20 protein-coding genes, 1 pseudogene and 1 riboswitch are annotated in these 20903 nt (G+C 59.0%); of the genes and pseudogenes, 12 read left to right on the plus strand and 9 right to left on the minus strand.

Features of this window, described 5'->3' with window-relative positions; all coding sequences use genetic code 11:
• Nucleotides 1–292 precede the first annotated feature (292 nt).
• Together JN279_RS37395 and JN279_RS37400 are read right to left on the minus strand one after the other, a co-directional pair.
• The gene (locus tag JN279_RS37395; protein WP_080511922.1) at nucleotides 293–976 is read right to left on the minus strand and encodes a transposase; all 684 of its coding nucleotides are present in this window, start codon (nucleotides 974–976) and stop codon (nucleotides 293–295) included.
• Between the two features lie 626 nt (nucleotides 977–1602).
• Entirely contained in the window at nucleotides 1603–2688 is a 1086-nt protein-coding gene (locus tag JN279_RS37400; RefSeq protein ID WP_096453556.1) for a cytochrome-c peroxidase, read from the minus strand.
• Nucleotides 2689–3364: 676 nt separating this feature from the next.
• Between JN279_RS37400 and JN279_RS37405 the strand changes: the two genes are divergently transcribed.
• The gene (locus JN279_RS37405; RefSeq protein WP_244734336.1) at nucleotides 3365–3736 is read left to right on the plus strand and encodes a transcriptional regulator; all 372 of its coding nucleotides are present in this window, start codon (nucleotides 3365–3367) and stop codon (nucleotides 3734–3736) included.
• A gap of 1021 nt (nucleotides 3737–4757) precedes the next feature.
• On the opposite strand, the gene JN279_RS37415 is transcribed toward JN279_RS37405, so the two are convergent.
• The 3 genes from JN279_RS37415 to JN279_RS38890 all read right to left on the minus strand — a co-directional run bounded on the left by JN279_RS37415 (nucleotide 4758) and on the right by JN279_RS38890 (nucleotide 8274).
• Nucleotides 4758–6173, minus strand: coding sequence for a mannose-1-phosphate guanylyltransferase/mannose-6-phosphate isomerase (locus JN279_RS37415; RefSeq protein ID WP_202351651.1), 1416 nt, complete (start codon nucleotides 6171–6173; stop codon nucleotides 4758–4760).
• Nucleotides 6173–7606: a phosphomannomutase gene (locus JN279_RS37420; RefSeq protein WP_202351652.1), complete on the minus strand. Its 1434-nt coding sequence runs from the start codon at nucleotides 7604–7606 to the stop codon at nucleotides 6173–6175. Before JN279_RS37420 ends, JN279_RS37415 begins: the two co-directional genes overlap by 1 nt.
• Before the next feature lie 470 nt (nucleotides 7607–8076).
• Nucleotides 8077–8274 carry a hypothetical protein gene (locus JN279_RS38890; RefSeq protein ID WP_342216398.1) on the minus strand — a complete coding sequence of 66 codons (198 nt, stop codon included), beginning with the start codon at nucleotides 8272–8274 and terminating at the stop codon, nucleotides 8077–8079.
• On the opposite strand from JN279_RS38890, the gene JN279_RS38895 reads away from it, so the two are divergent.
• From JN279_RS38895 to JN279_RS37470, 11 genes are all read left to right on the plus strand, one after another.
• Nucleotides 8200–8442 carry a Fic family protein gene (locus JN279_RS38895; protein ID WP_342216397.1) on the plus strand — a complete coding sequence of 81 codons (243 nt, stop codon included), beginning with the start codon at nucleotides 8200–8202 and terminating at the stop codon, nucleotides 8440–8442. The two genes, JN279_RS38890 and JN279_RS38895, sit on opposite strands and share 75 nt — an antisense overlap.
• Entirely contained in the window at nucleotides 8436–8696 is a 261-nt protein-coding gene (locus JN279_RS38900) for a hypothetical protein (protein ID WP_342216307.1), read from the plus strand. The genes JN279_RS38895 and JN279_RS38900 overlap by 7 nt, the downstream gene beginning before the upstream one ends.
• 413 nt (nucleotides 8697–9109) lie before the next feature.
• Nucleotides 9110–9808 (plus strand): 7-cyano-7-deazaguanine synthase QueC, encoded by a 699-nt coding sequence (gene queC, locus JN279_RS37430; protein WP_202296409.1) that lies wholly within the window; start codon nucleotides 9110–9112, stop codon nucleotides 9806–9808.
• The gene (gene queD / locus JN279_RS37435; RefSeq protein ID WP_044548957.1) at nucleotides 9808–10164 is read left to right on the plus strand and encodes a 6-carboxytetrahydropterin synthase QueD; all 357 of its coding nucleotides are present in this window, start codon (nucleotides 9808–9810) and stop codon (nucleotides 10162–10164) included. The genes queC and queD overlap by 1 nt, the downstream gene beginning before the upstream one ends.
• Nucleotides 10161–10898 carry a 7-carboxy-7-deazaguanine synthase QueE gene (queE, locus tag JN279_RS37440; protein WP_202296411.1) on the plus strand — a complete coding sequence of 246 codons (738 nt, stop codon included), beginning with the start codon at nucleotides 10161–10163 and terminating at the stop codon, nucleotides 10896–10898. The genes queD and queE overlap by 4 nt, the downstream gene beginning before the upstream one ends.
• Before the next feature lie 281 nt (nucleotides 10899–11179).
• Nucleotides 11180–11296, plus strand: a riboswitch (TPP riboswitch).
• Nucleotides 11297–11399: 103 nt separating this feature from the next.
• Nucleotides 11400–13235 (plus strand): phosphomethylpyrimidine synthase ThiC, encoded by a 1836-nt coding sequence (gene thiC / locus JN279_RS37445; RefSeq protein WP_202351653.1) that lies wholly within the window; start codon nucleotides 11400–11402, stop codon nucleotides 13233–13235.
• Nucleotides 13232–14233 carry a glycine oxidase ThiO gene (gene thiO / locus JN279_RS37450; RefSeq protein ID WP_202324443.1) on the plus strand — a complete coding sequence of 334 codons (1002 nt, stop codon included), beginning with the start codon at nucleotides 13232–13234 and terminating at the stop codon, nucleotides 14231–14233. Before thiC ends, thiO begins: the two co-directional genes overlap by 4 nt.
• Nucleotides 14202–14399, plus strand: coding sequence for a sulfur carrier protein ThiS (gene thiS, locus JN279_RS37455; RefSeq protein ID WP_202296417.1), 198 nt, complete (start codon nucleotides 14202–14204; stop codon nucleotides 14397–14399). Before thiO ends, thiS begins: the two co-directional genes overlap by 32 nt.
• A 1-nt stretch (nucleotide 14400) precedes the next feature.
• Nucleotides 14401–15174 carry a thiazole synthase gene (locus tag JN279_RS37460; protein WP_202351654.1) on the plus strand — a complete coding sequence of 258 codons (774 nt, stop codon included), beginning with the start codon at nucleotides 14401–14403 and terminating at the stop codon, nucleotides 15172–15174.
• Complete coding sequence (locus JN279_RS37465; protein WP_096453536.1) at nucleotides 15171–15776, plus strand: thiamine phosphate synthase; 606 nt, start codon at nucleotides 15171–15173, stop codon at nucleotides 15774–15776. The genes JN279_RS37460 and JN279_RS37465 overlap by 4 nt, the downstream gene beginning before the upstream one ends.
• Nucleotides 15767–16537, plus strand: a complete 771-nt coding sequence (locus JN279_RS37470) for a hydroxymethylpyrimidine/phosphomethylpyrimidine kinase (RefSeq protein WP_010913510.1) — start codon at nucleotides 15767–15769, stop codon at nucleotides 16535–16537. The genes JN279_RS37465 and JN279_RS37470 overlap by 10 nt, the downstream gene beginning before the upstream one ends.
• A gap of 261 nt (nucleotides 16538–16798) precedes the next feature.
• On the opposite strand, the gene JN279_RS37475 is transcribed toward JN279_RS37470, so the two are convergent.
• From JN279_RS37475 to JN279_RS37490, 4 genes and pseudogenes are all read right to left on the minus strand, one after another.
• The gene (locus JN279_RS37475) at nucleotides 16799–17821 is read right to left on the minus strand and encodes an LLM class flavin-dependent oxidoreductase (protein ID WP_096453534.1); all 1023 of its coding nucleotides are present in this window, start codon (nucleotides 17819–17821) and stop codon (nucleotides 16799–16801) included.
• Nucleotides 17822–17947: 126 nt separating this feature from the next.
• Complete coding sequence (hisC, locus tag JN279_RS37480) at nucleotides 17948–19057, minus strand: histidinol-phosphate transaminase (RefSeq protein WP_010913508.1); 1110 nt, start codon at nucleotides 19055–19057, stop codon at nucleotides 17948–17950.
• 600 nt (nucleotides 19058–19657) lie between these two features.
• Nucleotides 19658–19900: pseudogene (locus tag JN279_RS37485) on the minus strand (GAF domain-containing protein); the annotation flags it as partial.
• Between the two features lie 335 nt (nucleotides 19901–20235).
• Nucleotides 20236–20634: a hypothetical protein gene (locus JN279_RS37490; RefSeq protein ID WP_193363995.1), complete on the minus strand. Its 399-nt coding sequence runs from the start codon at nucleotides 20632–20634 to the stop codon at nucleotides 20236–20238.
• Nucleotides 20635–20903 lie beyond the last annotated feature (269 nt).

A 20903-nucleotide genomic window follows, 5' to 3' on the forward strand; every position in this document is an offset into this window, starting at 1 on the left:
CCGCGTCCCATTGACTTCGCCCTGATAATCCGCCGCGGCCATCGATGGAATGGTGGCCTTCGATCAAGGCCCAGCGTAAAACCTTGATGCTGTCATCCTTGCCTTCGGCCGCGTTCACCGATCCCTGATTGACACTTGCTTGCCATGTGCCGCTTCAATCCGCCGGGAGTGGTTTGTCCTGTCTCGGCCGCGACAGATCAGGGTGCTGGTGCGCAAAATCTCCGTCCATCCGACAGCCGGCGAGCCTTCGATCACAGTTCTACCGTCTGGTCGAATGGCGGCATCTTAAGCCTTATTGCAGTCCTAGCTTCCTCTTCAGTTCCGCGTTCTCTGTGCGTAGGCGTTCCGCGAGCAGGCTCTTCAATCGCTTGTTTTCTTTCTCGAGGGCGACCAGGTCCTTCAGATCGTCGCCATCGGATCTAGGCGCCGCGGCCTTCTTCCAGTGATAATAGGTCTGTTCCGATATACCCGCCTGCTTTACGGCGCTCTTGAGAGTGGTGCCGCCGCTGATCGACGTCTCGACCTGAGCGAGCATTTGGGCGCGCTCTTTTCCGGAGTAGACCTTCCGGGCGCTCCGCACGGCCGCTGCTGTTGCTGTTGCTTCCGCCGGGGACGCCGCATTGGCGCCATTCTTGCGACCAGGATCAGTCTTGGCCTTCCGCGAAGGTTGGGTTTTCTTCTTCGTTTCCGGCGTCCTTCCTTTGGGAGCGTGTTCGGTTGCAGCTTCTACTGATTCAGCTTCTAGGGGATTTGCCATGAGATACTCCGCTCGCGGTTTGTGGGCGTGTTCAGCATCAAGGGCTATGACATTAGAGTCAATCAGCCGACGATTTGGCAGATCCATATCTTTGAGCTCCCTTGTTGTGTCGGCTATAGCCGCGGAGAGATCGACATCGCTCCAGATGGAATGGCCCCGTTTTTGATAATTGCGCTTTTGTTTGACCTCCACAGTGAACGGTCGGGTCTGCCGCCTCATAGTTTCTTCCTTGTTAGAACGAATTGCACAGGAGGTCGCGGCTGACGATGACTGAACAACTGGCGCTTCCTCTGTTGCGCCGAGCTATATGGATGAGATAGCCCGAGAGCAAGCGGCACTTGCGGTGTGCATTGACAAATGCTCAGGCCACGTCGCTGGCTGGCCGCAGCTTTGTTTTCATATCGATGCGTTTGCAGAGCTGGAACAGCGGCTCGCGCGTCGCAACGCCATCGAGCACGTTTTGAAGGGGTGGATCTGAAGGCATCCGGTTTCTGCTGGGCGCACGCCAGCGGCTCGCGGAATATTGTCCGCGATGGCTCGATCAGGTGGTTGCGAGCTTGTCAGCGGATCTAAAGCGGGGGTAGGGGGTACATGTAACGACACATCACGACACAGTCGGCTAGTCGGAGCGTCTGATCGACGTGGCCGGCAAGGCGGGTCATGCTGTCGTGACGCAAGTGGGCGTCGACGGGTCAGGTTTTCATTTAGCGTTTCAATTGAATTCGGAAATGAAAGTCCCCCTAGCTTTCCAGTTGGATAGGCCTCGCCGGAAGTCATGATCGTCTCGTCCCAGTGAAGGTCGCAATCATTCGTGATTGCGACCTTCACTAGCCAGCTCCGGCCAATCATTGCGGGAGGATATGCAATACAGGTCGAGGCGTTGTCGGCGTTTCGGCGGGTAAGACGGGATAGGCGACCTCCGGTACTTTTCCGGTCAGCGAATTAAGGAAGGCAACGAGCAGGTCGACTTCTTTTTCCGTCAATTCTTGGCCGAGCTGGGTGGTCCCCATAATGGCGACGGCCTGTTTCAGATCCCAAACCTTGCCCGAATGAAAGTATGGCGCGGTGAGTGCTACGTTGCGCAACGGCGCCACGCGGAAAACATAGGAATCGTCGGCTTCATGGGTCACGGCAAATCGGCCTTTGTCGTTTTCCGGCAGGACATCGGTGTTGGGCTTTTCAACGAGGCCGAATGGGGAATAGCCCTCCCCACCCACGTTGATACCGCCGTGGCAGGACGAGCAGCCTTTGTCCATGAAAAGCGTCAGGCCCTGTTTCTGCTCGGAAGTCATAGCGGCGTCATCGCCGTTGAGGAAGGCATCGAAGGGCGCCGGTGTGACCAGTGTCGCCTCAAAGGCTTCGATTGCCTTGGCGACGTTTTCGAAGGTGACGCGATCGGCTTCGCCCGGGAAAGCTGAATTGAACCACTCGACATATTGCGGCATCGACTTGAGCGTGGCGATGAGTTGACCTGGTGTGTTGGCCATTTCGACAGCGGCTTGGATCGGTGCCTTGGCCTGAACCTTCAGGTCTTCAGCACGACCATCCCAGAACTGCGCTATGTTGAAGACAGCGTTCAGTACCGTCGGCGCGTTGCGCGGTCCCTTCTGCCAACCATGGCCGATCGAGCTTTCTTGATTGTCGTCGCCCCCGGTGGCCAAGTTGTGGCACGAATTGCACGACAAGACGCCTGACGCCGAGACGCGTGGATCGAAGAACATTGCCTTGCCTAGGGCTATCTTCTCCGGTGTGATCGGGTTGTTGGCGACTGTCGGCGTGATGGATGGTAGAGGCTTGAAGGTGGCCCGTGCTGTTTCTCTGAGGTATACGGGGATCGTTTGCGCAGCAAAAGCGATGGCCGGCAACGCGACAGCCACCGTAGTGAATAGGATTTTCACAAGTGATCTCCCTGCGTTTTGCACGGAAGCCATTGTTGATATGCGGTTCGTGAACGCCTTGCGCTAAAGGCGGCAATCCTCTTTGAATAAAATCGATTCTGACGCGGACCTGACATATTGTCTTCCTTCGTTGCATTGCGCGATATCACCCACGATGAACGCCAGTCGGTATCTCCTGTCGCCTCTCGAGAAGCATCAAAAGTCGTGCCAACTGAGCAGAAGGAACCTCCGGGGATTTTCTGGTCATCATTCAATAGGTTGAAGGAATTCGCAGCAAAGCGCAGCCCTAATGCGGTGTCGCGGATCTGACAGCCAACAGTCGGGCTGAAACAGAGAGATGTTGGTCCCTCAGCGTCTTGTCCGATGGGCACCCGGCCTCCTGCATGGGTGGGAGGGGACCACACGGTATTAAAGCTCAAGATGAACGCCGCCGGCAAGCATCGCTAGACAGTCCCCGCAGATACTTTGACGCTGGTCCGCGAGCTGGTGCGCCTAGTGCCCGACCGCCAGATCGCGGCTCCTCAATCGCGCCGCAAGCCGACGGCGCGTTAAAGCGGCCGCGCAATCATCGATGTGAGCGTGATGACGGCGCTGCGCACTGTGTCGTCGAATTGTGGCCACTGGAGCAATCCTCGTATAGCGAGCCAAGGTTCTTGATCTAAACGGCGGCGGCCGCCATATTAGCGTAGCGCCTCTCACACGTTCGAGAGTGATCGCATTTTTGATGCCGCCGGCTCGGGCCGTTTCGGCATCCTATTTCAACATCGGCCGCCGCTTGTTTCGAGTCATCGAATGGCCGTTCTCTGCATTTGGAGGCAAAATGACCGCAACGCCTTTCGCGCTGCCCGAGGCAGTGCTTACCGCAATCTCAAACGGAAAACCCGTAATTCAGGCATATCGGGAACATCTTGGCTATTCGACCGAGGACATTGCCGTGACCAGCGGTCTGACAGTCGAGGAGGTCGGGCTGATCGAATCTGGCCATTGTTTCGACAAGGGCTATCGCGATCGGATCGCTCGGGCGCTTGGCTTGGCTGAGAGTATCTTCGATGAAATCTCGGGTATCCCGAACGCTGCCTGACGTCGGCCTCTGAAGATTACCCGCCGCCTGCCAGGTCGGATCAAAATCCCAAGGGTATATCAATACCCTTACGGCGGCGGGGCGGTGGCAGAATTCTTATTTCTACGGAATCCATTCGCTCTGCGGAAGATCGGCCTCATGCTGGGCGACACGGATGTAACCTTGGCCCGCACGAGAGGCCAGATCTGTGGATAGAGAGAACCGGCTAGCCGGTTGATGGTACGAGGGCATGTGGACAAAATATCCCTACCCGATGGTGGCGCCGAACTACGGCACAACGATCAGCGCTTGCGAAGTCGAGCGCTTAGACGAAAGATTTCGGCGAAACCACCCGAGGCCATCAGGAAGGTTCGTCACGATGAAAGCGATCCCTTGCCCGTTCTGCACAAGCTGCGAGGTTAGGCCATATGAGACGGACGAGGCGCGCGTTGTGATGAAATGCGAGGACTGCGGTGCATCGGGGCCGGTCTGCATCGACGAAGTCAACGCCGTCGAAAGCTGGAATTACCGTCCATCTGCCGAGCCCGAATAGGATTGTCCATGTGGCATGGCGATAGCGATGCGCCTACGCCTAATGGCCCCGGTCCGTCACCGGCGCGCAGGAGCGTATTATCTTCGTCAGCCGGTGCCGCGTTTCTCTTGCGAGCCCCCGCCAGTCAGGCCCGGCGCATGCTGGCCTACCCCGTCAGAGTGCCAGGCCGCTCATGTCGCGCCTGCCGTACATGGCAACGAACCTTATCGCGCATCTGATCGACTGATATTGCCGATCACCTTCCGCAACTCGAGCGGCTGTAGCAGCGCATGCCGTTACATCGGATGCGCAAGTGTCGTCTGACAATCTCGCCGGAAAACTGCCGTCTCAACAATTCGGCCAGCCTGTCGTTGCGACATCGCTCACTAGCCATACTCATAAAACCTGTTCTGGTTTGCCTCGCCTTGCCTAGCCGCCGGTCGCCTGACAGCCCACATGCCGACGCAGGTTCGGTCTGCCAGCCACCGTAGGGCATGTGACGTTGGACTGTCACGTTCGACCGTATACGTCCTCAAGCCGCACGATGTCATCTTCGCCGAGATACTCGCCGCTTTGGACCTCGATCATCACCAGTCCGATATTGCCGGGGTTTTCGAGCCGGTGTTTGTGGCCGCAAGGGATATAGGTGGATTGATTAGTGGTCAGGAGTAGCTCCTGGTCGCCGTTGACTATTTTCGCAGTGCCGCTGACCACGACCCAGTGCTCGGAGCGGTGATGGTGCATCTGCAGGCTCAAGCGTCCGCCCGGCTTCACCTCGATGCGCTTGATCTTGAAGCGCTCGCTTTCCTCCAGAACCGTGTAGGTGCCCCAGGGCCGGTGCACGGTACTGTGAAGCAAGTGCGCTTCATGTCCCGCAGCCTTGAGTCCCTCGAAGAGTTTCTTGACGTCCTGGACGCGATCGCGGGATGCAACCAGCAATGCATCGGGGGAATCCACGATCACCAGGTCGCTGATGCCGACGGTGCCGATGACGCGTTTGTCCGAGCTTATGTAACTGCCCACGGTGTCGACCACATGGACATCGCCGCGAATCCTGTTGCCGCTCCCGTCAGCGGCGACCAGTTCGGCCATTGCGTTCCAAGATCCAATGTCGTTCCACCCCATTTCGCAGGGAACGACAGCCAGATTGTGGGTTTTTTCCATCACCGCATGGTCGAGTGAAATACGCGGCGCCATGGCGAAGTGCTCAGATGAGAGTTCGACGCTGGCAACATGTTCGCCGTGGCTGACGCGAGCGTTATCATAGCTATCGAGAACGGCATCGATCACCTGCGGGCAATGCGCAGCCATTTCGTCGAGCATGACCTGCGCCTTGAAGCAGAAGATGCCGGCGTTCCAGAAGAAACGTTTGGACGCGACATAAGATTTGGCAGTCTCGGCGTTCGGTTTCTCGACGAACCGAACAACTTTCTCACCGTCGGCCTCGATGTAGCCGAATGCGGTGTCTGGCCTATCCGGGGTTATGCCCAAGGTTGCGATACGCCCCTGCTGCGCCTGTTCGATTGCCCGGTTCATGGCGGTTTGAAATGCGGGCAGATCACCAATCATATGGTCGGCGGGAAAAACACACAGAACAGCATCGGGACCCTGTGTTGCCTTGGCATGGACGGTTGCCGCAGCGACGGCGGCGGCGGTATCCCGACCCTCAGGCTCAAGCAGAAAGGTGCGTGGCAAAACAACGGAATCCAGCTCGTCGAAAACGTCTTTCGTAAGGAAGAAGTGCCCCGTGGACGTCACGGTAACAAGCTCCACGACATGCTGCATCGAAGCGGCGCGCAACACGGTGTGCTGGATGAGCGAAAGTCCATCCGCCACCTTGAGGAAAGGTTTGGGGTGCGATTGCCTTGAGGCGGGCCAGAGCCGCGAACCAGCTCCACCGCTAATGATGACCGGAACCACTTTCATCAAAGGTCCTCTATCTCGTCTGTAAGCGCGAACGCATGTGCCCCTTGCAGCGTCGAGGCGACGATCGCCATGGCCCTGCTCTCGGTCGAAGCTTCCGAGTAGCAGCGCAGTTCCGGGGCATTGCCGGAAGGCCGCAGATGTATGATCTCACCTGAAAGCATCCGCGCCCTGAGGCCATCGGTTTCGTCAATTTCGGCGACGGTCCCGAACGAGGCAAGAAAGTGCTGCAGTGCGTTCCGGCTTGCGAGATGATCCATCAATCTGCGCGAACTTTCCGCGGGGAAGTTCTGAAGCCGGTCACTGGCGCACACAGGAAGATTCCAAAGCCCGCGCAGTCGCGACAGCTTCTTTTTTGTCGACGCCATGGTACTGAGGACGGCCAAAATCGGGAGGAATGAGTCCCGGGTCGGCAGTGCAGTCAATGTCTTCCCATTCACCACACAATCCGAGCCCAGCAGAACACCACCATTGGCCTCAAAGCCGACGATGACGCCGCCGGCGCCGTGTAATGCTTCCATTGCTTCAATGACAAATGGAGACCCGACTTTTGTCCTCTGGACCGCGAAACCAAAGGCCTTCGAAATTCCCGAATTGGAGGTCACTGGCGTCACGATCGTGTCTGCCTTCAGGAAAAGAGCCGTTGCAAGCCCAACCAGGTCGCCGCGAAGAAGATCGCCATTTTCATCAGCGATGAGTGGCCGATCAGCGTCCGCATCGGTCGACACGATGGCATCGAGACCGAATTCGCGGACCCACTTCTTCAATTTTGCGATTGTTGCTGCGTCCACGGCTTCGGTATCGACAGGTACGAAGGTCCCGGTTTTCCCGACGGCGACCACGCTGGCACCGAGCGATCGAAGAACCTGTACCAACAGTTCCGCCGCGACCGAACTGTGCTGATAGACACCAAGTCTCATGCCGGAAAGTGAGCCCGGCTCCAGCATGTCATGGGCGCGCTCTCGATAAGAGGCGATCGCTTCTTCACGGTGCATAGGCCACGTCGTTCCCAGACAAGCCGTTGGTAAGCAATACGCAATTGATCTTTCGGCTACAAAGCGCGTAATCGCGGCCTCATCCGCCTTGCTGATTTCACCATTGGGGCCATAGAATTTGATGCCATTGCGATCGGCTGGAATGTGCGACCCGGTGACCATAAGAGCCGCCGCGCCGTGTTTGCATGCATATAGTGCCAGGGCAGGCGTGGGTATGGTGCCGCAATCGATCGGCTGGAAACCATTTGCGGCCAACGCCGCCATGCAATTGGTGGCTATCGCCTGACTGCTGTCACGTAGGTCGCGGCCTATGAAGACTGAACTATTCGGCTGAACCCGGCTGGAAATCAAACGCCAAGCGAAAGCTTCGGTATAAAGTCCGCTGGCCTTGCCGACCAATTCCGAAGCCAAACCTCGAACGCCGCTTGACCCGAATTTCATGATTTCGCTTTGCTAGTGGACAGGCAGGGTGGGGTAATGTTGCAATGGGCTAGTACTTTCTACTGCAAGCGCCATCGTTCTCAGGCACCTGCTGTTCAGGTATGCGGTCTCTACAACACGGTGTGGCGTAAGGACCCCTCAGAGTTCCGCCGAACAGCAGGGCATCCACTGGCACAGGGGCATCCACAGTTCTCCTTCTAATGGAATCTTTTGGCGCGCTCATCTAATGATCAAGGAAGTGGAGTGATCGATCGGTGCCTGCCGGTATTTGGCTATGCAGCATCATGGCAGGTCCGTAAAGTTGGTTGTTTGGATGGAACGCATCCATGGCATGGATAGGGCTAGAAAGCCGTCTCGATCAGCGCAATGGAACCCTGTGATTCTTGGGTAATGGATTAAGGTCGGCCAGAGCGCTCGCCGACCATGGCGTCGCCTAGGGCGCTGGACCCAAGCAGGAACCGATGCTTGGATCAGTTGGGGCGACGATCAGCGCCGACAATGTCTTGCCTTGCGACGCCCTTCAGAAAGTTGTTTCTGGAATTGCGTTCGATCAAGGCCCAGCGCAAAACCTTGATGCAGTCGTCGCCGCCGCAATCTTCGCCTTCGGCTTTGTCTACATCCATCCGTTCGAGGACGGAAACGGCCGCATTCACCGCTACCTGATCCACCACGTCCTAGCCATGCACCGCTTCAATCGCCGGGAGTGGTGTTTCCCGTCTCGGCCGCGATCCTGGACCAGATCGACGAGTACAGGCGCGTGCTGGAGAGCAATTCGACGCGCCTTCTGCCATTGGTCGAATGGGAACCGACGCCGCAATTCAACGTCCGGGTGCTGAATGACACCGGGGATTTCTACCGATACTTCGATGCAACCCCGCACGCCGAATTTCTTTATGCCTGCCTTCGGCGGACGATCGAACGGTACCTTCCTTACGAAACAGCTTTTCTGCAGCGCTACGATCAATTCCGGCAACTGGTGAATGCCTTTATCGACACGCCCAAGCGGCTGATCGATCTGCTCTTCCGTTTCCTTAACCAGAATGGTGGCCCCTATCGAGCCGCGCCCTCGGAAAGGAATTACCGGCTCTGACCAATGACGAAGCGCGGGCGGCTCGAGGCGATCTATGCGCAGACCAGAAAACGGCAAAGCACGCGGCAGAAGCCTCTCCCTGGGACTGCCGGTCGACCCTTGCGTTAGCGCCGAAACTCGGGACGTCAAGTTCTGGGGCAAACCGGACAAGCCGAAGGTGTGTCGGGAATGCTGCTGCGCCACGGCAGTGATTTCTGCATCATCTATACGCCTATATACGCAGTGTCGGCGTCAGCACCCCAGCGGTCGAAGATACGCGACAAGTCGCGTGCAAGTCATCTTGGGGACGCTGACAACAAGGTACGTGCGCTCAATCGCGTCCACCCCATTCACAAAACCGGCTCCGTGGAGTAGTGGGAACGCAGAGAAATCTCCGGTCGCAGCCTTACCCGGTCAAAACAAGGATTCAAACCATGAAAGCCCTCGTCATCTGCTCCGGCGGATTGGACTCTGTTTCGCTCGCTCACAAGGTGGCGACCGAGCAGAAACTCATTGGCCTGCTTTCGTTCGATTACGGCCAGAGGCACAAAAAGGAACTCGGCTTTGCCGCTATCTGCGCCAAGCGGCTGGCTGTTCCGCACCAGATCGTCGATATCCGCGATGTTGGCCGGAACCTGAGCGGCTCGGCGCTGACTGATAATGTGGACGTGCCCGACGGGCACTATGCCGAAGACTCCATGAGGATCACGGTGGTGCCGAATAGGAACGCCATCATGCTGGCCATCGCCTTCGGGGTTGCCGCCGCGCAGAAGGCCGATGCGGTGGCCACTGCCGTCCACGGCGGAGATCATTTCATCTATCCCGATTGCCGGCCCGCTTTTATCGACGCCTTTCAGACGATGCAGAACCATGCCCTCGCAGGCTACGCCGATATCCGCCTGTACGCTCCGTATGTGAATATGTCGAAGGCCGACATCGTCAGCGAGGGGGCAAAGTACGCCACACCGTTCGAGGCGACGTGGTCCTGCTACAAGGGCGGTGCACTTCATTGCGGTCGCTGCGGGACATGCGTCGAACGGCGCGAAGCATTCGATCTGGCCGGCATCACCGACCCGACAGATTATGAGGACGCAGACTTCTGGCTCCACGCTATCCAGACAAGGAGCGCGTGATGTTCCGCATTACCAAAGAGTTCCACTTCTCGGCCTCGCATCAGCTCACCTCCTTGCCACCAGATCATCAGTGCGCACGTCTGCACGGCCACAACTACATCGTCGTAGTGGAGCTTTCAGGTGGCGAACTGGACGAACACGGCTTTGTGCGCGACTACCAAGATCTGGCGGCGTTCAAGCACTACATCGATGGGACGTTCGACCATCGGCATCTTAACGACGTGCTGGGGCATGACCATGCCACAGCGGAATGTCTGGCCAGGCACTTCTACGACTGGTGCAAGGTGCGGCTACCCGAAACCTCCGCCGTGCGGGTGAGCGAGACGCCGAAAACCTGGGCGGAATACCGACCATGACTTGCGCGTTGCATCCCGGAATCCGGGTGAGCGAGATTTTTGGGCCGACCATTCAGGGCGAAGGCGTGCTGATCGGCTTGCCGACGGTGTTCGTAAGAACCGGCGGGTGCGATTATCGCTGTTCCTGGTGCGACAGCCTGCATGCGGTGGACCGTCGCTTCCGCCATGATTGGGAGATGATGTCTTCCGACGCGGTTTGGCAAAAGGTCATTGCACTTTCCGGCGGTCAGCCCGTGATGGTATCGCTGTCGGGCGGCAATCCGGCCATCCAGCCGCTTGGCCAGTTGATCGACCGCGGGCATGGTGAGGGCTACCGTTTTGCATTGGAAACCCAAGGTTCGGTGTCTAAGCAATGGTTCGCGGATCTCGACGTGCTGGTACTCAGCCCCAAGCCGCCCTCAAGTGAAATGACGACAGATTGGGCCGCGTTCGACGCCTGCTTAGAGGCGGCGCAGGATAAGCCGCAGACGGCGCTCAAGCTCGTCGTCTTCGACGAAGATGACTATGCCTATGCCAAAGACGCCGCGGCGCGCTACCCGCAATTACCCGTCTATCTGCAGCCCGGCAATCACACGCCGCCGCGTCCCGGCAACGAAGACGCGTTCATCGACATGGCCGGTGTGATGAGGCGCATGGAATGGCTGGTTGAAAAAGTGACCCGTGACATGTGGTTCGAGGCGCGTGTACTGCCGCAGCTTCATGTTCTGCTCTGGGGAAACAAACGGGGCGTCTAGCCGAAGGGGAAGGATTGCCGACGATGAGCAAGACAGACCTCTATAGCAATCTCACCCAACTGGGCGGCAGCAGCGTCGTTCCGGAAAGCCCCGAAAACACCGTGCTGGAAAAGGCACCGAAATCCGCATGAGGGCTCGCCTTATTGGGGGCGCTTCACCGCTCCTCTGGAGCGTGACTTGCTCTCGATACTACCATGCTTTTCCGCTGGGTTTGTTTGGTCGCCGATCACCGCTGCGGGACGAATGCGCTTGACAAAATAGCGAAGGGCCGTTCAATTCGATGCATTCACCAGGGGAGTCCCGGCAAGGGGCTGAGATACTGCTGGCTTTCGCGGCGCAGTGACCCGTTGAACCTGATCCAGTTCATACTGGCGTAGGGACGGTGCAAGCGCTTTGCGGGAGTTTACGCCCGAGGTCCTGTTTCGGCAGGTTGGCAGAAGCGTCTTTTCATCCTTCCGGCACAGAACTGGGTCTCCAATGCATGAGCAAAGGAGCCTCACGATGAATGCCCTCACCCCCGCCGTGTCGACGGGACCACTGCCCGCCTCGCGGAAAATCCACAAATCCGGCGTCCTCCACCCGCAGATCAGGGTGCCGATGCGCGAAATCTCCGTCCATCCGACGGCCGGCGAACCGCCCATCACCGTCTACGATCCGTCAGGACCCTATACGGACCCTGCTGTCGAAACCAACATCGAAAAGGGCCTTGCCCGGCTTCGCCACGAATGGGTCACGGCGCGCGGCGATGTCGAAGCCTATGACGGCCGCCATGTCCGGCCGGAAGACAATGGATTCGTCACGGGCGAGCGCCTGACGCCGGAATTTCCCATTCGCAATCGGCCGCTCAGGGCCAAGGCAGGCAAGGCGGTCACGCAGCTAGCCTATGCGCGCGCCGGCATCATCACGCCTGAAATGGAGTTCGTCGCCATCCGCGAGAACCTCGGCCGCGAGATCCTGCGCGGCAAGCTTGAGCGCGACGGCGAAGCCTTCGGCGCGGCGATCCCCGACTTCGTCACGCCGGAGTTCGTGCGCGACGAGGTGGCGCGCGGACGCGCGATCATTCCCGCCAACATCAATCATCCCGAGAGCGAGCCGATGATCATCGGCCGCAATTTCCTGGTGAAGATCAACGCCAATATCGGAAATTCGGCGGTCACCTCCTCGATGGCCGAGGAGGTCGAAAAGATGGTCTGGGCGATCCGCTGGGGCGCCGATACGGTGATGGACCTCTCGACCGGCCGCAACATCCACAACATCCGCGAATGGATCGTGCGCAATGCGCCGGTGCCGATCGGCACGGTGCCTCTCTATCAGGCGCTCGAAAAGGTCAACGGCATCGCCGAGGATCTGAGCTGGGAGGTCTACCGCGACACGCTGATCGAACAGGCCGAACAGGGCGTCGACTATTTCACCATCCACGCAGGCGTGCGGCTGCACTACATCCCGCTGACGGTCGACCGGGTCACGGGTATCGTGTCGCGCGGCGGGTCGATCATGGCCAAATGGTGCCTGCACCATCACCAGGAGAGCTTCCTTTACGAGCATTTCGCCGAAATCTGCGACATCTGCCGCGCCTATGACGTGTCCTTTTCGCTCGGCGACGGCCTTCGTCCCGGCTCGATCGCCGACGCCAACGACGCGGCGCAATTCGCCGAGCTGGAAACGCTCGGCGAGCTGACGAAGATCGCCTGGGCCAAGGATTGCCAGGTGATGATCGAGGGGCCCGGCCACGTGCCGATGCACAAGATCAAGGAGAACATGGACAAGCAACTCGCCGTCTGCGGCGAGGCGCCTTTCTATACGCTTGGACCGCTGACGACCGACATCGCGCCGGGTTACGACCACATCACCTCAGGTATCGGCGCCGCCATGATCGGCTGGTTCGGCACCGCCATGCTCTGCTACGTCACACCGAAGGAACATCTCGGCCTTCCCGATCGCAACGACGTCAAGATTGGCGTGATCACCTACAAGATCGCAGCACACGCCGCCGACCTGGGGAAGGGGCATCCGGCGGCGAAAGTCAGGGATGACGCCCTTTCCCGCGCGCGCTTCGAGTTCCGCTGGGAGGACCAGTTCAACCTGTCGCTCGATCCCGAAACAGCGCGGTCCTTCCACGACCAGACCTTGCCCAAGGAAGCGCACAAGCTGGCGCATTTCTGCTCGATGTGCGGGCCGAAATTCTGCTCGATGCGGATTTCCCACGACATTCGTGCCGAAGCGCAGAAGGAGGGCATGGCGGCGATGGCGGCGAAATACCGCGAGGGCGGCGATCTCTACGTGCCGGCGGACGAGACCGGCACACCGCTGGTGCCGGAGGCGCATGAGCGGTCATGAGGGTGCTGGTCAAAGGGGCCGGCGTCGCCGGTCTCACCGCAGCCTTCGAACTCGCCACGCGCGGCGCGGCGGTGACAGTTGCTGAGACAAGACATGGCCTCGGCGGCAATGCGTCGTGGTTCGCCGGCGGCATGCTGGCGCCATGGTGCGAGCGCGAAAGCGCCGAGCAACCGGTGCTGGATCTCGGACGCGATGCCGCCGACTGGTGGGAGGCGGCAACGCCCGGGCAGGTGACGCGGGCCGGAACACTGGTCGTGGCCGCGCCGCGCGATGCGGGCGAACTCGACCGGTTCGCCAGCCGCACGTCGGGTCATCGGCGCGTCGATGAGGATGAAATCGCGTTGCTCGAGCCCGACCTCGCCGGCCGCTTCCGCCGCGGACTGCTCTTCTCCGACGAAGCCCATCTCGACCCGCGCCAGGCGATGGCGGCACTTCATGACAGGCTGGCGGCGATGGGAGTCGAATTCCACTTCTGCGCCGATGCCCCGGCTGTTTCCGGGTTCGGTCGTCAAATCGACTGCACGGGAATGTCCGCCGTCGATGGAAGGCTGCGTGGCGTTCGTGGCGAGATGCTGATCCTGCGTACGCCTGATGTCTCGCTGTCGCGCCCGGTCCGGCTGCTTCATCCGCGCTTTCCGCTCTATATGGTGCCACGCACCGACCACCGTTTCATGATCGGCGCGACGATGATCGAGAGCCAGTCCACTGGACCTGTCACGGCTCGTTCAATGATGGAGCTTTTGGGCGCGGCCTATGCCCTCCATCCGGCCTTTGGCGAGGCCGAGATCGTTGAAACCGGTGTCGGCGTTCGTCCGGCCTTTCCCGACAACCTGCCCCGCGTCGAAGCGAGCGGAGACACCGTCGCGATCAATGGGCTCTATCGTCACGGTTTTCTCCTCGCCCCCGCCATGGCGCGCCAAGCTGCCGACCTGGTTTTCAATCAAGACGGAACCAAGGAACCTACTCATGAAACTGATGGTCAACGGCGAAGCGCGTGAGGTTGCCGCCACCACGCTGGCGGAGCTGCTTGCCGCGCTCGACTATGAAGGCGATTGGCTCGCCACTGCCGTCAACAGCGACCTCGTGCACAAAGCCAACCGGGCGGAATTCCAGTTGAGCGACGGCGACCGGATCGAAATCCTCTCGCCCATGCAGGGAGGCTAGCATGTTCGAGCTTCTCGGGACGACGCTTCCTTCCCGCCTGCTTCTCGGCACCGCGCAATATCCTTCGCCGGCCATCCTTGCCGATGCGGTCAAGGCATCGGGCACGTCGGTGGTGACCGTCTCGCTGCGCCGTGAGATGGCAGGTGGCAGGGCCGGCGAGAAATTCTGGTCGTTGATCCGCTCGCTGGGCGTCAGAATCCTGCCCAACACTGCCGGCTGCCACTCCGTCAAGGAAGCGGTCACCACTGCGAACATGGCGCGCGAGGTCTTCGGTACGAGCTGGATCAAGCTCGAAGTGATCGGCAACCACGACACGCTGCAGCCAGACGTGTTCGGCCTGGTGGATGCCGCCCGCATCCTGTGCGAGGACGGCTTTGCGGTCTTCCCCTACACCACCGATGACCTTGTCGTCGCCGAACGGCTGCTTGATGCGGGCTGCAAGGTCCTGATGCCGTGGTGCGCTCCGATCGGTTCCGCCCTCGGCCCGATCAACATCACCGCGTTGCGCTCGATGCGCGGACATTTCCCTGACGTCCCGCTGATCGTGGATGCAGGCCTCGGGCGACCGTCACACGCCGCAACGGTCATGGAGCTCGGTTTCGACGCCGTGCTCCTGAACACGGCGGTCGCCAGGGCGGCCGATCCGGTCGGCATGGCGCGTGCGTTCGGCAAGGCGGTCGATGCCGGTCGCGAAGCCTTCAGTTCAGGATTGCTCGAGCCACGCGAGGTCGCCGTGCCGTCGACGCCGATATTCGGCAGGGCGGTTTTCTCATGAAGCTCGATCCGTTCTACCTAATCGTCGACAGCGCAGCCTGGATCGAACGGCTGCTGCCGCTCGGCGTCAAGCTGGTGCAGCTGCGTATCAAGACCAAGGATGAGGCCGGGTTGCGCGCGGAAATCCGGAAGGCAACGGCCTTGTGCGCCGAGCACCAAAGCCAGCTCATCGTCAATGACCATTGGCGCCTGGCAATCGAGGAAGGCTGCAACTTCGTCCATCTCGGCCAGGAGGATTTGCAGACCGCCGACCGCGCGCGGATACGGGCAGCCGGCGTCAGGCTCGGGCTGAGCACGCATGATCATGTCGAACTGGAGACGGCCTTGTTTGCCGAGCCCGACTACATCGCGCTCGGTCCCATCTACCCAACCATCCTGAAGAAGATGAAATGGGCGCCGCAAGGGCTCGAACGAATCCGCGAGTGGAAGCGCCGGGTCGCACCTGTCCCATTGGTCGCCATTGGAGGCCTCAATCCTGACCGGCTCGACGGTGTCTTTGCGGCTGGCGTGGACAGCGCGGCCGTCGTGACCGACATCACGCTGAATGCCGATCCCGAAGCGCGCACACGAGAATGGATCGAAAAGACGGAGCGATGGCGCTGAGGCGAGAACCGCATGTGCTTGTCGTTGGCGGGTCGGACTCCAGCGGTGGAGCTGGAATTGCCCGCGATATAGAAACGGTTTCCGCCTTCGGGGTGCGAAGTTGTCTTGCCATCACCGCCGTGACAGTCCAGACGCACTCGGCTGTCGAGCACGTCAAGCTTGTGCCGTCGGAGCTTGTCGCCGCTCAGATGCGCGCCGCGTTCGCTGCCAACGCTGTCGCGGCCGTCAAGATAGGCATGATTGGGACATCGGCGGCTGTTGAGGCAGTCGGCGCTGTTTTGGTCAACCGCCAAGTGCCTGTGGTACTCGACCCGGTCCTGGCCTCTACCTCGGGACGCAATCTGCTGGCGGACGATGCCATTAATATGCTGCGCCACGATCTGATGCCGATCTGCCGGCTTGTAACGCCTAACCTGGTCGAGCTGGCTGCGTTTACCGGCTCGTCACCGGCCGCGGACGAAGAAGGGGCTTGTCGTCAGGCTGAAGAGCTATCGAGGACGGTGAGGACCGCTGTACTCGTCAAGGGCGGCCATGCACAAGGAACCCGTTGCGTCGACGTGCTTTTGCAGCCGAACCAACCTGCAGTTCGGTTCGAGGCGCCCCGCTTGCCGCGAGGGATGCGCGGAACGGGTTGCATGATGGCCAGCGCAGTCGCCGCCTCGCTTGCTCTTGGAGCGTCGCTGGAAGCGAGCGTGCGCCAAGGCAAGCAATATGTTTTCGATGCGCTTGCCGGATCGAAGGACCTCGGGCCGAAAAGCTGATCGGGCCGAACGTATCCAACGCTCCGATCAAGTCTGGCAGGCGATCGTGGGTCTACTCCTAGGACATGAAGGCCCTATCCGAGGGGTGAGAATGCGGCATACACGGTCGCTTTCGCCTATCAACAACACGCCGCTTTGAGGAGGAAGCCGCATGTCTCTGTGCCAACCGGTTGATGGGTCATCCGAAACCCGCATCTAGTCGTCGCTAGCGACCGCATGCCGCTTGGCACGTTGTTGGGTGAGCGAACGTTCGAACCGGGGTTAGCCAACTCGAGCCATAATTGCGGATTGAATCGCCGTTGCGGTATATAGGGAAGCATCTAACGACAGATTCCCAAACGCCGGTTGACAAAGGAGGTAGTTTGCACCTGCCGCTTCCAGCTGTTCAAGAAGAGCTTGTCCCGCAGAAGCTGCCGTTCCTACTACGCACAATTCCTTCTCGATTGCTGCATCGAAGGTCAGCGGCAGGTTTGGTGGAGTCGGCATGCCATTAAGATCATAAAGGAATTTAAAGCTCTTGAGCCACCGTTCGTAAGCAGGTGCGGCGAGTGAACGTGCATCTGTTTCAGAACGCCCAATCACGACCATTCGGAGCAATCCAAGAAATGGCGTTTGGTCGTCCGCCTCACTGGTGTGCTCTCGACGGAAGGCATCAGTGATTCTTCGAACGGAAGAGGAAGGTCCCACGCACGCGATGTTCACGCCATTCGCAGCGGCCCAGACTGCCGATTCCGGTCGATTGGTGGCGATCCAAGTCGGCGGATGTGGACGCTGATGAGTTCTTAGCGTCAGCGGAACGCTGTTCAACTCAAAATGGCGACCTTGATAGGATAGCGTGCCGCCCTTCAGCGCATTGATAAGAATTTCGCTGGCTTCCGCATAGTGGTTTGGCGCCGCGTCCGAGCCAATCCCGAAGTAACCCAATTCGATCGGGAGCGAGCCGCGCCCTATCCCAAGTTCGAGCCTGCCACCGCTCAATTGGTCCAGCATACAGATCTCTTCGAACGCACGTAGCGGATGATAGAGGGCAAGCAGCATTACCAACGGGCCGACACGAAGGCGCCGGGTTCGCTGGGCTACGCTCGACAAGAACAGATTCGGTGAGGGACCTCTCCCATGTGGGGTACAATGGTGCTCTGCGAGATGATATGCATAGAACCCAAGGTGATCGCACGCCTCCGCTAACATCAGGCGATCTTCGTACTGTCGGGCGATATCGGGGCCGTCCTCGTCCAGATGATCGAAGATGCCGACAGCTAGGCCTGAAGGAAAGGCCTTATCCATGATATTGTCTCCATTTTTGACGCAGAAAGTCCGGTTGCTTGCGTATTCCAAGCAATTTAAAGATTTCTCGCTCGTGTAATCGCTCGGATTATTGGCTGCGAAATGCTAAAGCAGAGCCTTAGCAACCTAACGCGGGGGTGTTGACATATTCAATATTCTGCTAATACGACTAGCGGCACGAAGAAACGCATCCATTTGCTCTTTTGTACCGATGCTGACGCGGATGTAATTTTCCAAACCTTTATCTGGAAAGACGGCAACAAGTATTTTTTGCCTTGCGAAGGCTGATTGCCACCATGAGCCGTCCTGTGCCGTTGGCACGCGGGCAAGCAAGAAGTTTGCGTGGGAAGGGATTACGGAAAATCCAAGTTGCGACAGCGCGAGCGTCACTCGCCGTCGTTCATGCCTGATGTGTCTGTGGTTGTCTGCATAGGCGGCGCGGTGCGCAAGGACGCTGATACCAACCGCCTGCCCGATCACATTCATGTTGAAGACGTTCTGGATGTTGCGTAGCCTGCCGATAATTTCAGGATGACCGAAACCGAAACCGACGCGAACGCCGGCGGCAGCATAGCTTTTCGAAAATGTCCTTAAGACCAGAAGGTTCGAATAGCGATTGATGAGGCGTAGACCATTCTCGGGTGCAAAGTCGACGTAGGCCTCATCCAGCACGATCAAGCGGTCCGATTTCGCTACCAGGCGTTCGATATCGGCCACCGGAACGAACGTTCCAGTCGGATTGTTCGGATTGGCTAGCAGAATGAACTTGGCGTCCTTTGCAGGACCGAAGAGCAATTGCTCCATCGGCAAGGAATGATCTTTGCTAAATTCGATTTCGACAAATTGAGCACCCTGCAACGTTGCAAGTTTGCGGTTGAACGAAAAACCTGGCGACATCATCGCCACGCTATCCCCCGGGGTAAGGAATGCTCTGTAGACAAGTCCAAGCAGTTCAGACGATCCGTTGCCGGCGATCACCTGATCCATGGAGACGCTGTAGGCATTCGCGGCTGCTTCTCTCAAGCTGATGTTATCGTCTTCTGGATATAGATACTGCCGTTCGAGAGCTGCAATCGCACTTTGCATTATGATTTCCGGAAGCGGGAAGGGGTTCTCATTCGTGTTTAGTTTTACCCAACTTGAATCCGGCGCTGGTGTATCGGATGGCAGAGCATCTAACTGTCTCGCCACTTGCGAAAGAGACGACAGCACACTCTGAAGTTTTGCATCGGACATGTTTTTCTCCGTTTCAGTCGCAGAGGGAATCCGGGATGAACTGATGGTCTGAGCACATGGCCGACCAACAGTGCATTCACACCGCCGTTGTCAGCACATTGACCCCGCGAGGTCGGGCGGGCTGTCCTCCCGGGTCGGATTGGCCCGACGCTCAGTCCGCATCCACTCGTCATCGGGCCAAGGCTCCGCCAACCACCAACGCTTGATTTGTCCCTGATATTTGCCTCGGTCAGCCTTTCAAGGACGCTTGATCTGATGCCGTATTTCCTCAGCGTGTATCCAATCTGGCGCGGCGTCAGTCCAAGGAGGCGCCGCCTTTGTCTGCACCGAACCATCTCTTCACGGCCGCGATGACACGCTCGCGATTTGACATACTCGTACCTTTAAAGAGGCTGCGCTGGGAGGCGCCAGCGGTGCCTGGTCGCTGACGACGGACGGGACCGTAGCGGTGGCCCAAGGAGCAGCCTCAGTCGGCCGCGTGGCCGGCCTGTCTGGCATCATCGGCCCAGTTGCGGCACCTTGTTGCCCGGTCCGCTCTTCCACGGCGCCGCGAAAAAACACTGTCCGTGGCATTCTGCCGATTGACGCTCCCGCTGCCAGGAACATGCGATGCAGCTTCACGGTCTGCCCAACCAGATTGGCGATTGTGGTGAGGAGGCGCAGGTCGTAATCGAGGAGGGAACTTGATTTGTTGTCCAAGATGCGGTCGATGGTCGGCGTGCCCACGACGTTCGCATCGACGCGAACGGGTACGCCGATGAACGAGACTTTCATGCTGTCGGACGCCCCGAGCACGTCCTTGTCGGCGGCGTTGAAAGCCGGGTCCACCGCTTGGTTGCGGATTTTGACTGGTCACGGGCAAGCGCGAAAAACGCCTTAGCCGTAAGTCGGGACGCTGCAACGTGGTCGAGTGCACAGCGGTGCGATGCCTTGCCATGGAGTTTCCTTTCATGAATCGCGACCGTCGACTGGCTTCTGCACGCCGCAACCGCACGTTGATTCACGAGACGGGAATGGGGCGGGAGAGTCAATCGAGCTTTCTTTCATTCGCGAAAGGAAACTCTGCGCTCATGATAGAATTCCATCAGTTTCATATAGCTCCGGTAGATGATATCGAACGGCAGAATGTCTGCCCCGGCGTCGCCGCGGTGCCGGTGCTGATGGCCCGGGCCATCAGCCTAATCAGCTCCTGGCAAAGCTGGGCGCAGTGGCGTGGCGACCGCCATCGCGACGATGCCATCTACGAGGGCCGACTGCGACTCCGGCGTGATTTCATTCACAATCGCGACAGCGTCTTGAGCTTTGCGCACCTCGCGGAGCTCCTGATGGCCCCCTGCCCCCGCCGACCATACAGAAGCCGACGAGCTCAGGTTGCCGTGCATGAGATCCAGCGTGGTCTCGTATGTGATCTGCCGCTTCTCGAGGGTCACGAGCGTATCGAGCACCTCCAAACTCGGCGCGTTGTCACGGAAATAGGAGCGAAAGCCGATTTCGCGGAGCTCGTGCCCCTGCAAGCGGTGGCTGCCGACGAAGACCGCCCCTTGCCGGGCCGTTTTGCGACCGTGGAAAACATCCAAGCGGCGGCCCCCCGACCTCGTCCCGCCATAGGAGGAAACGGCACCGCGACCTTGATGCAGTGTCATGGATGGATGGGGCATTATTCGGGGACCGAACCAATCCACAGAAATATTTTGTTGGTATTTTTGTTGGTCCGCGCTCCTATTGCTCCATGCCGAGGCGATTGAAAACGAACTCAAATTTTCTCTACTTGGATTCCGCCTCTGGCACCATCACTTTAGGTCCATTCCGGACACATAGGTTAGGATTCATACCGGAGACATGGGTA

Source organism: Mesorhizobium sp. 113-1-2 (genome assembly GCF_016756475.1).
Classification (GTDB): Bacteria; Pseudomonadota; Alphaproteobacteria; order Rhizobiales; family Rhizobiaceae; genus Mesorhizobium; species Mesorhizobium loti_C.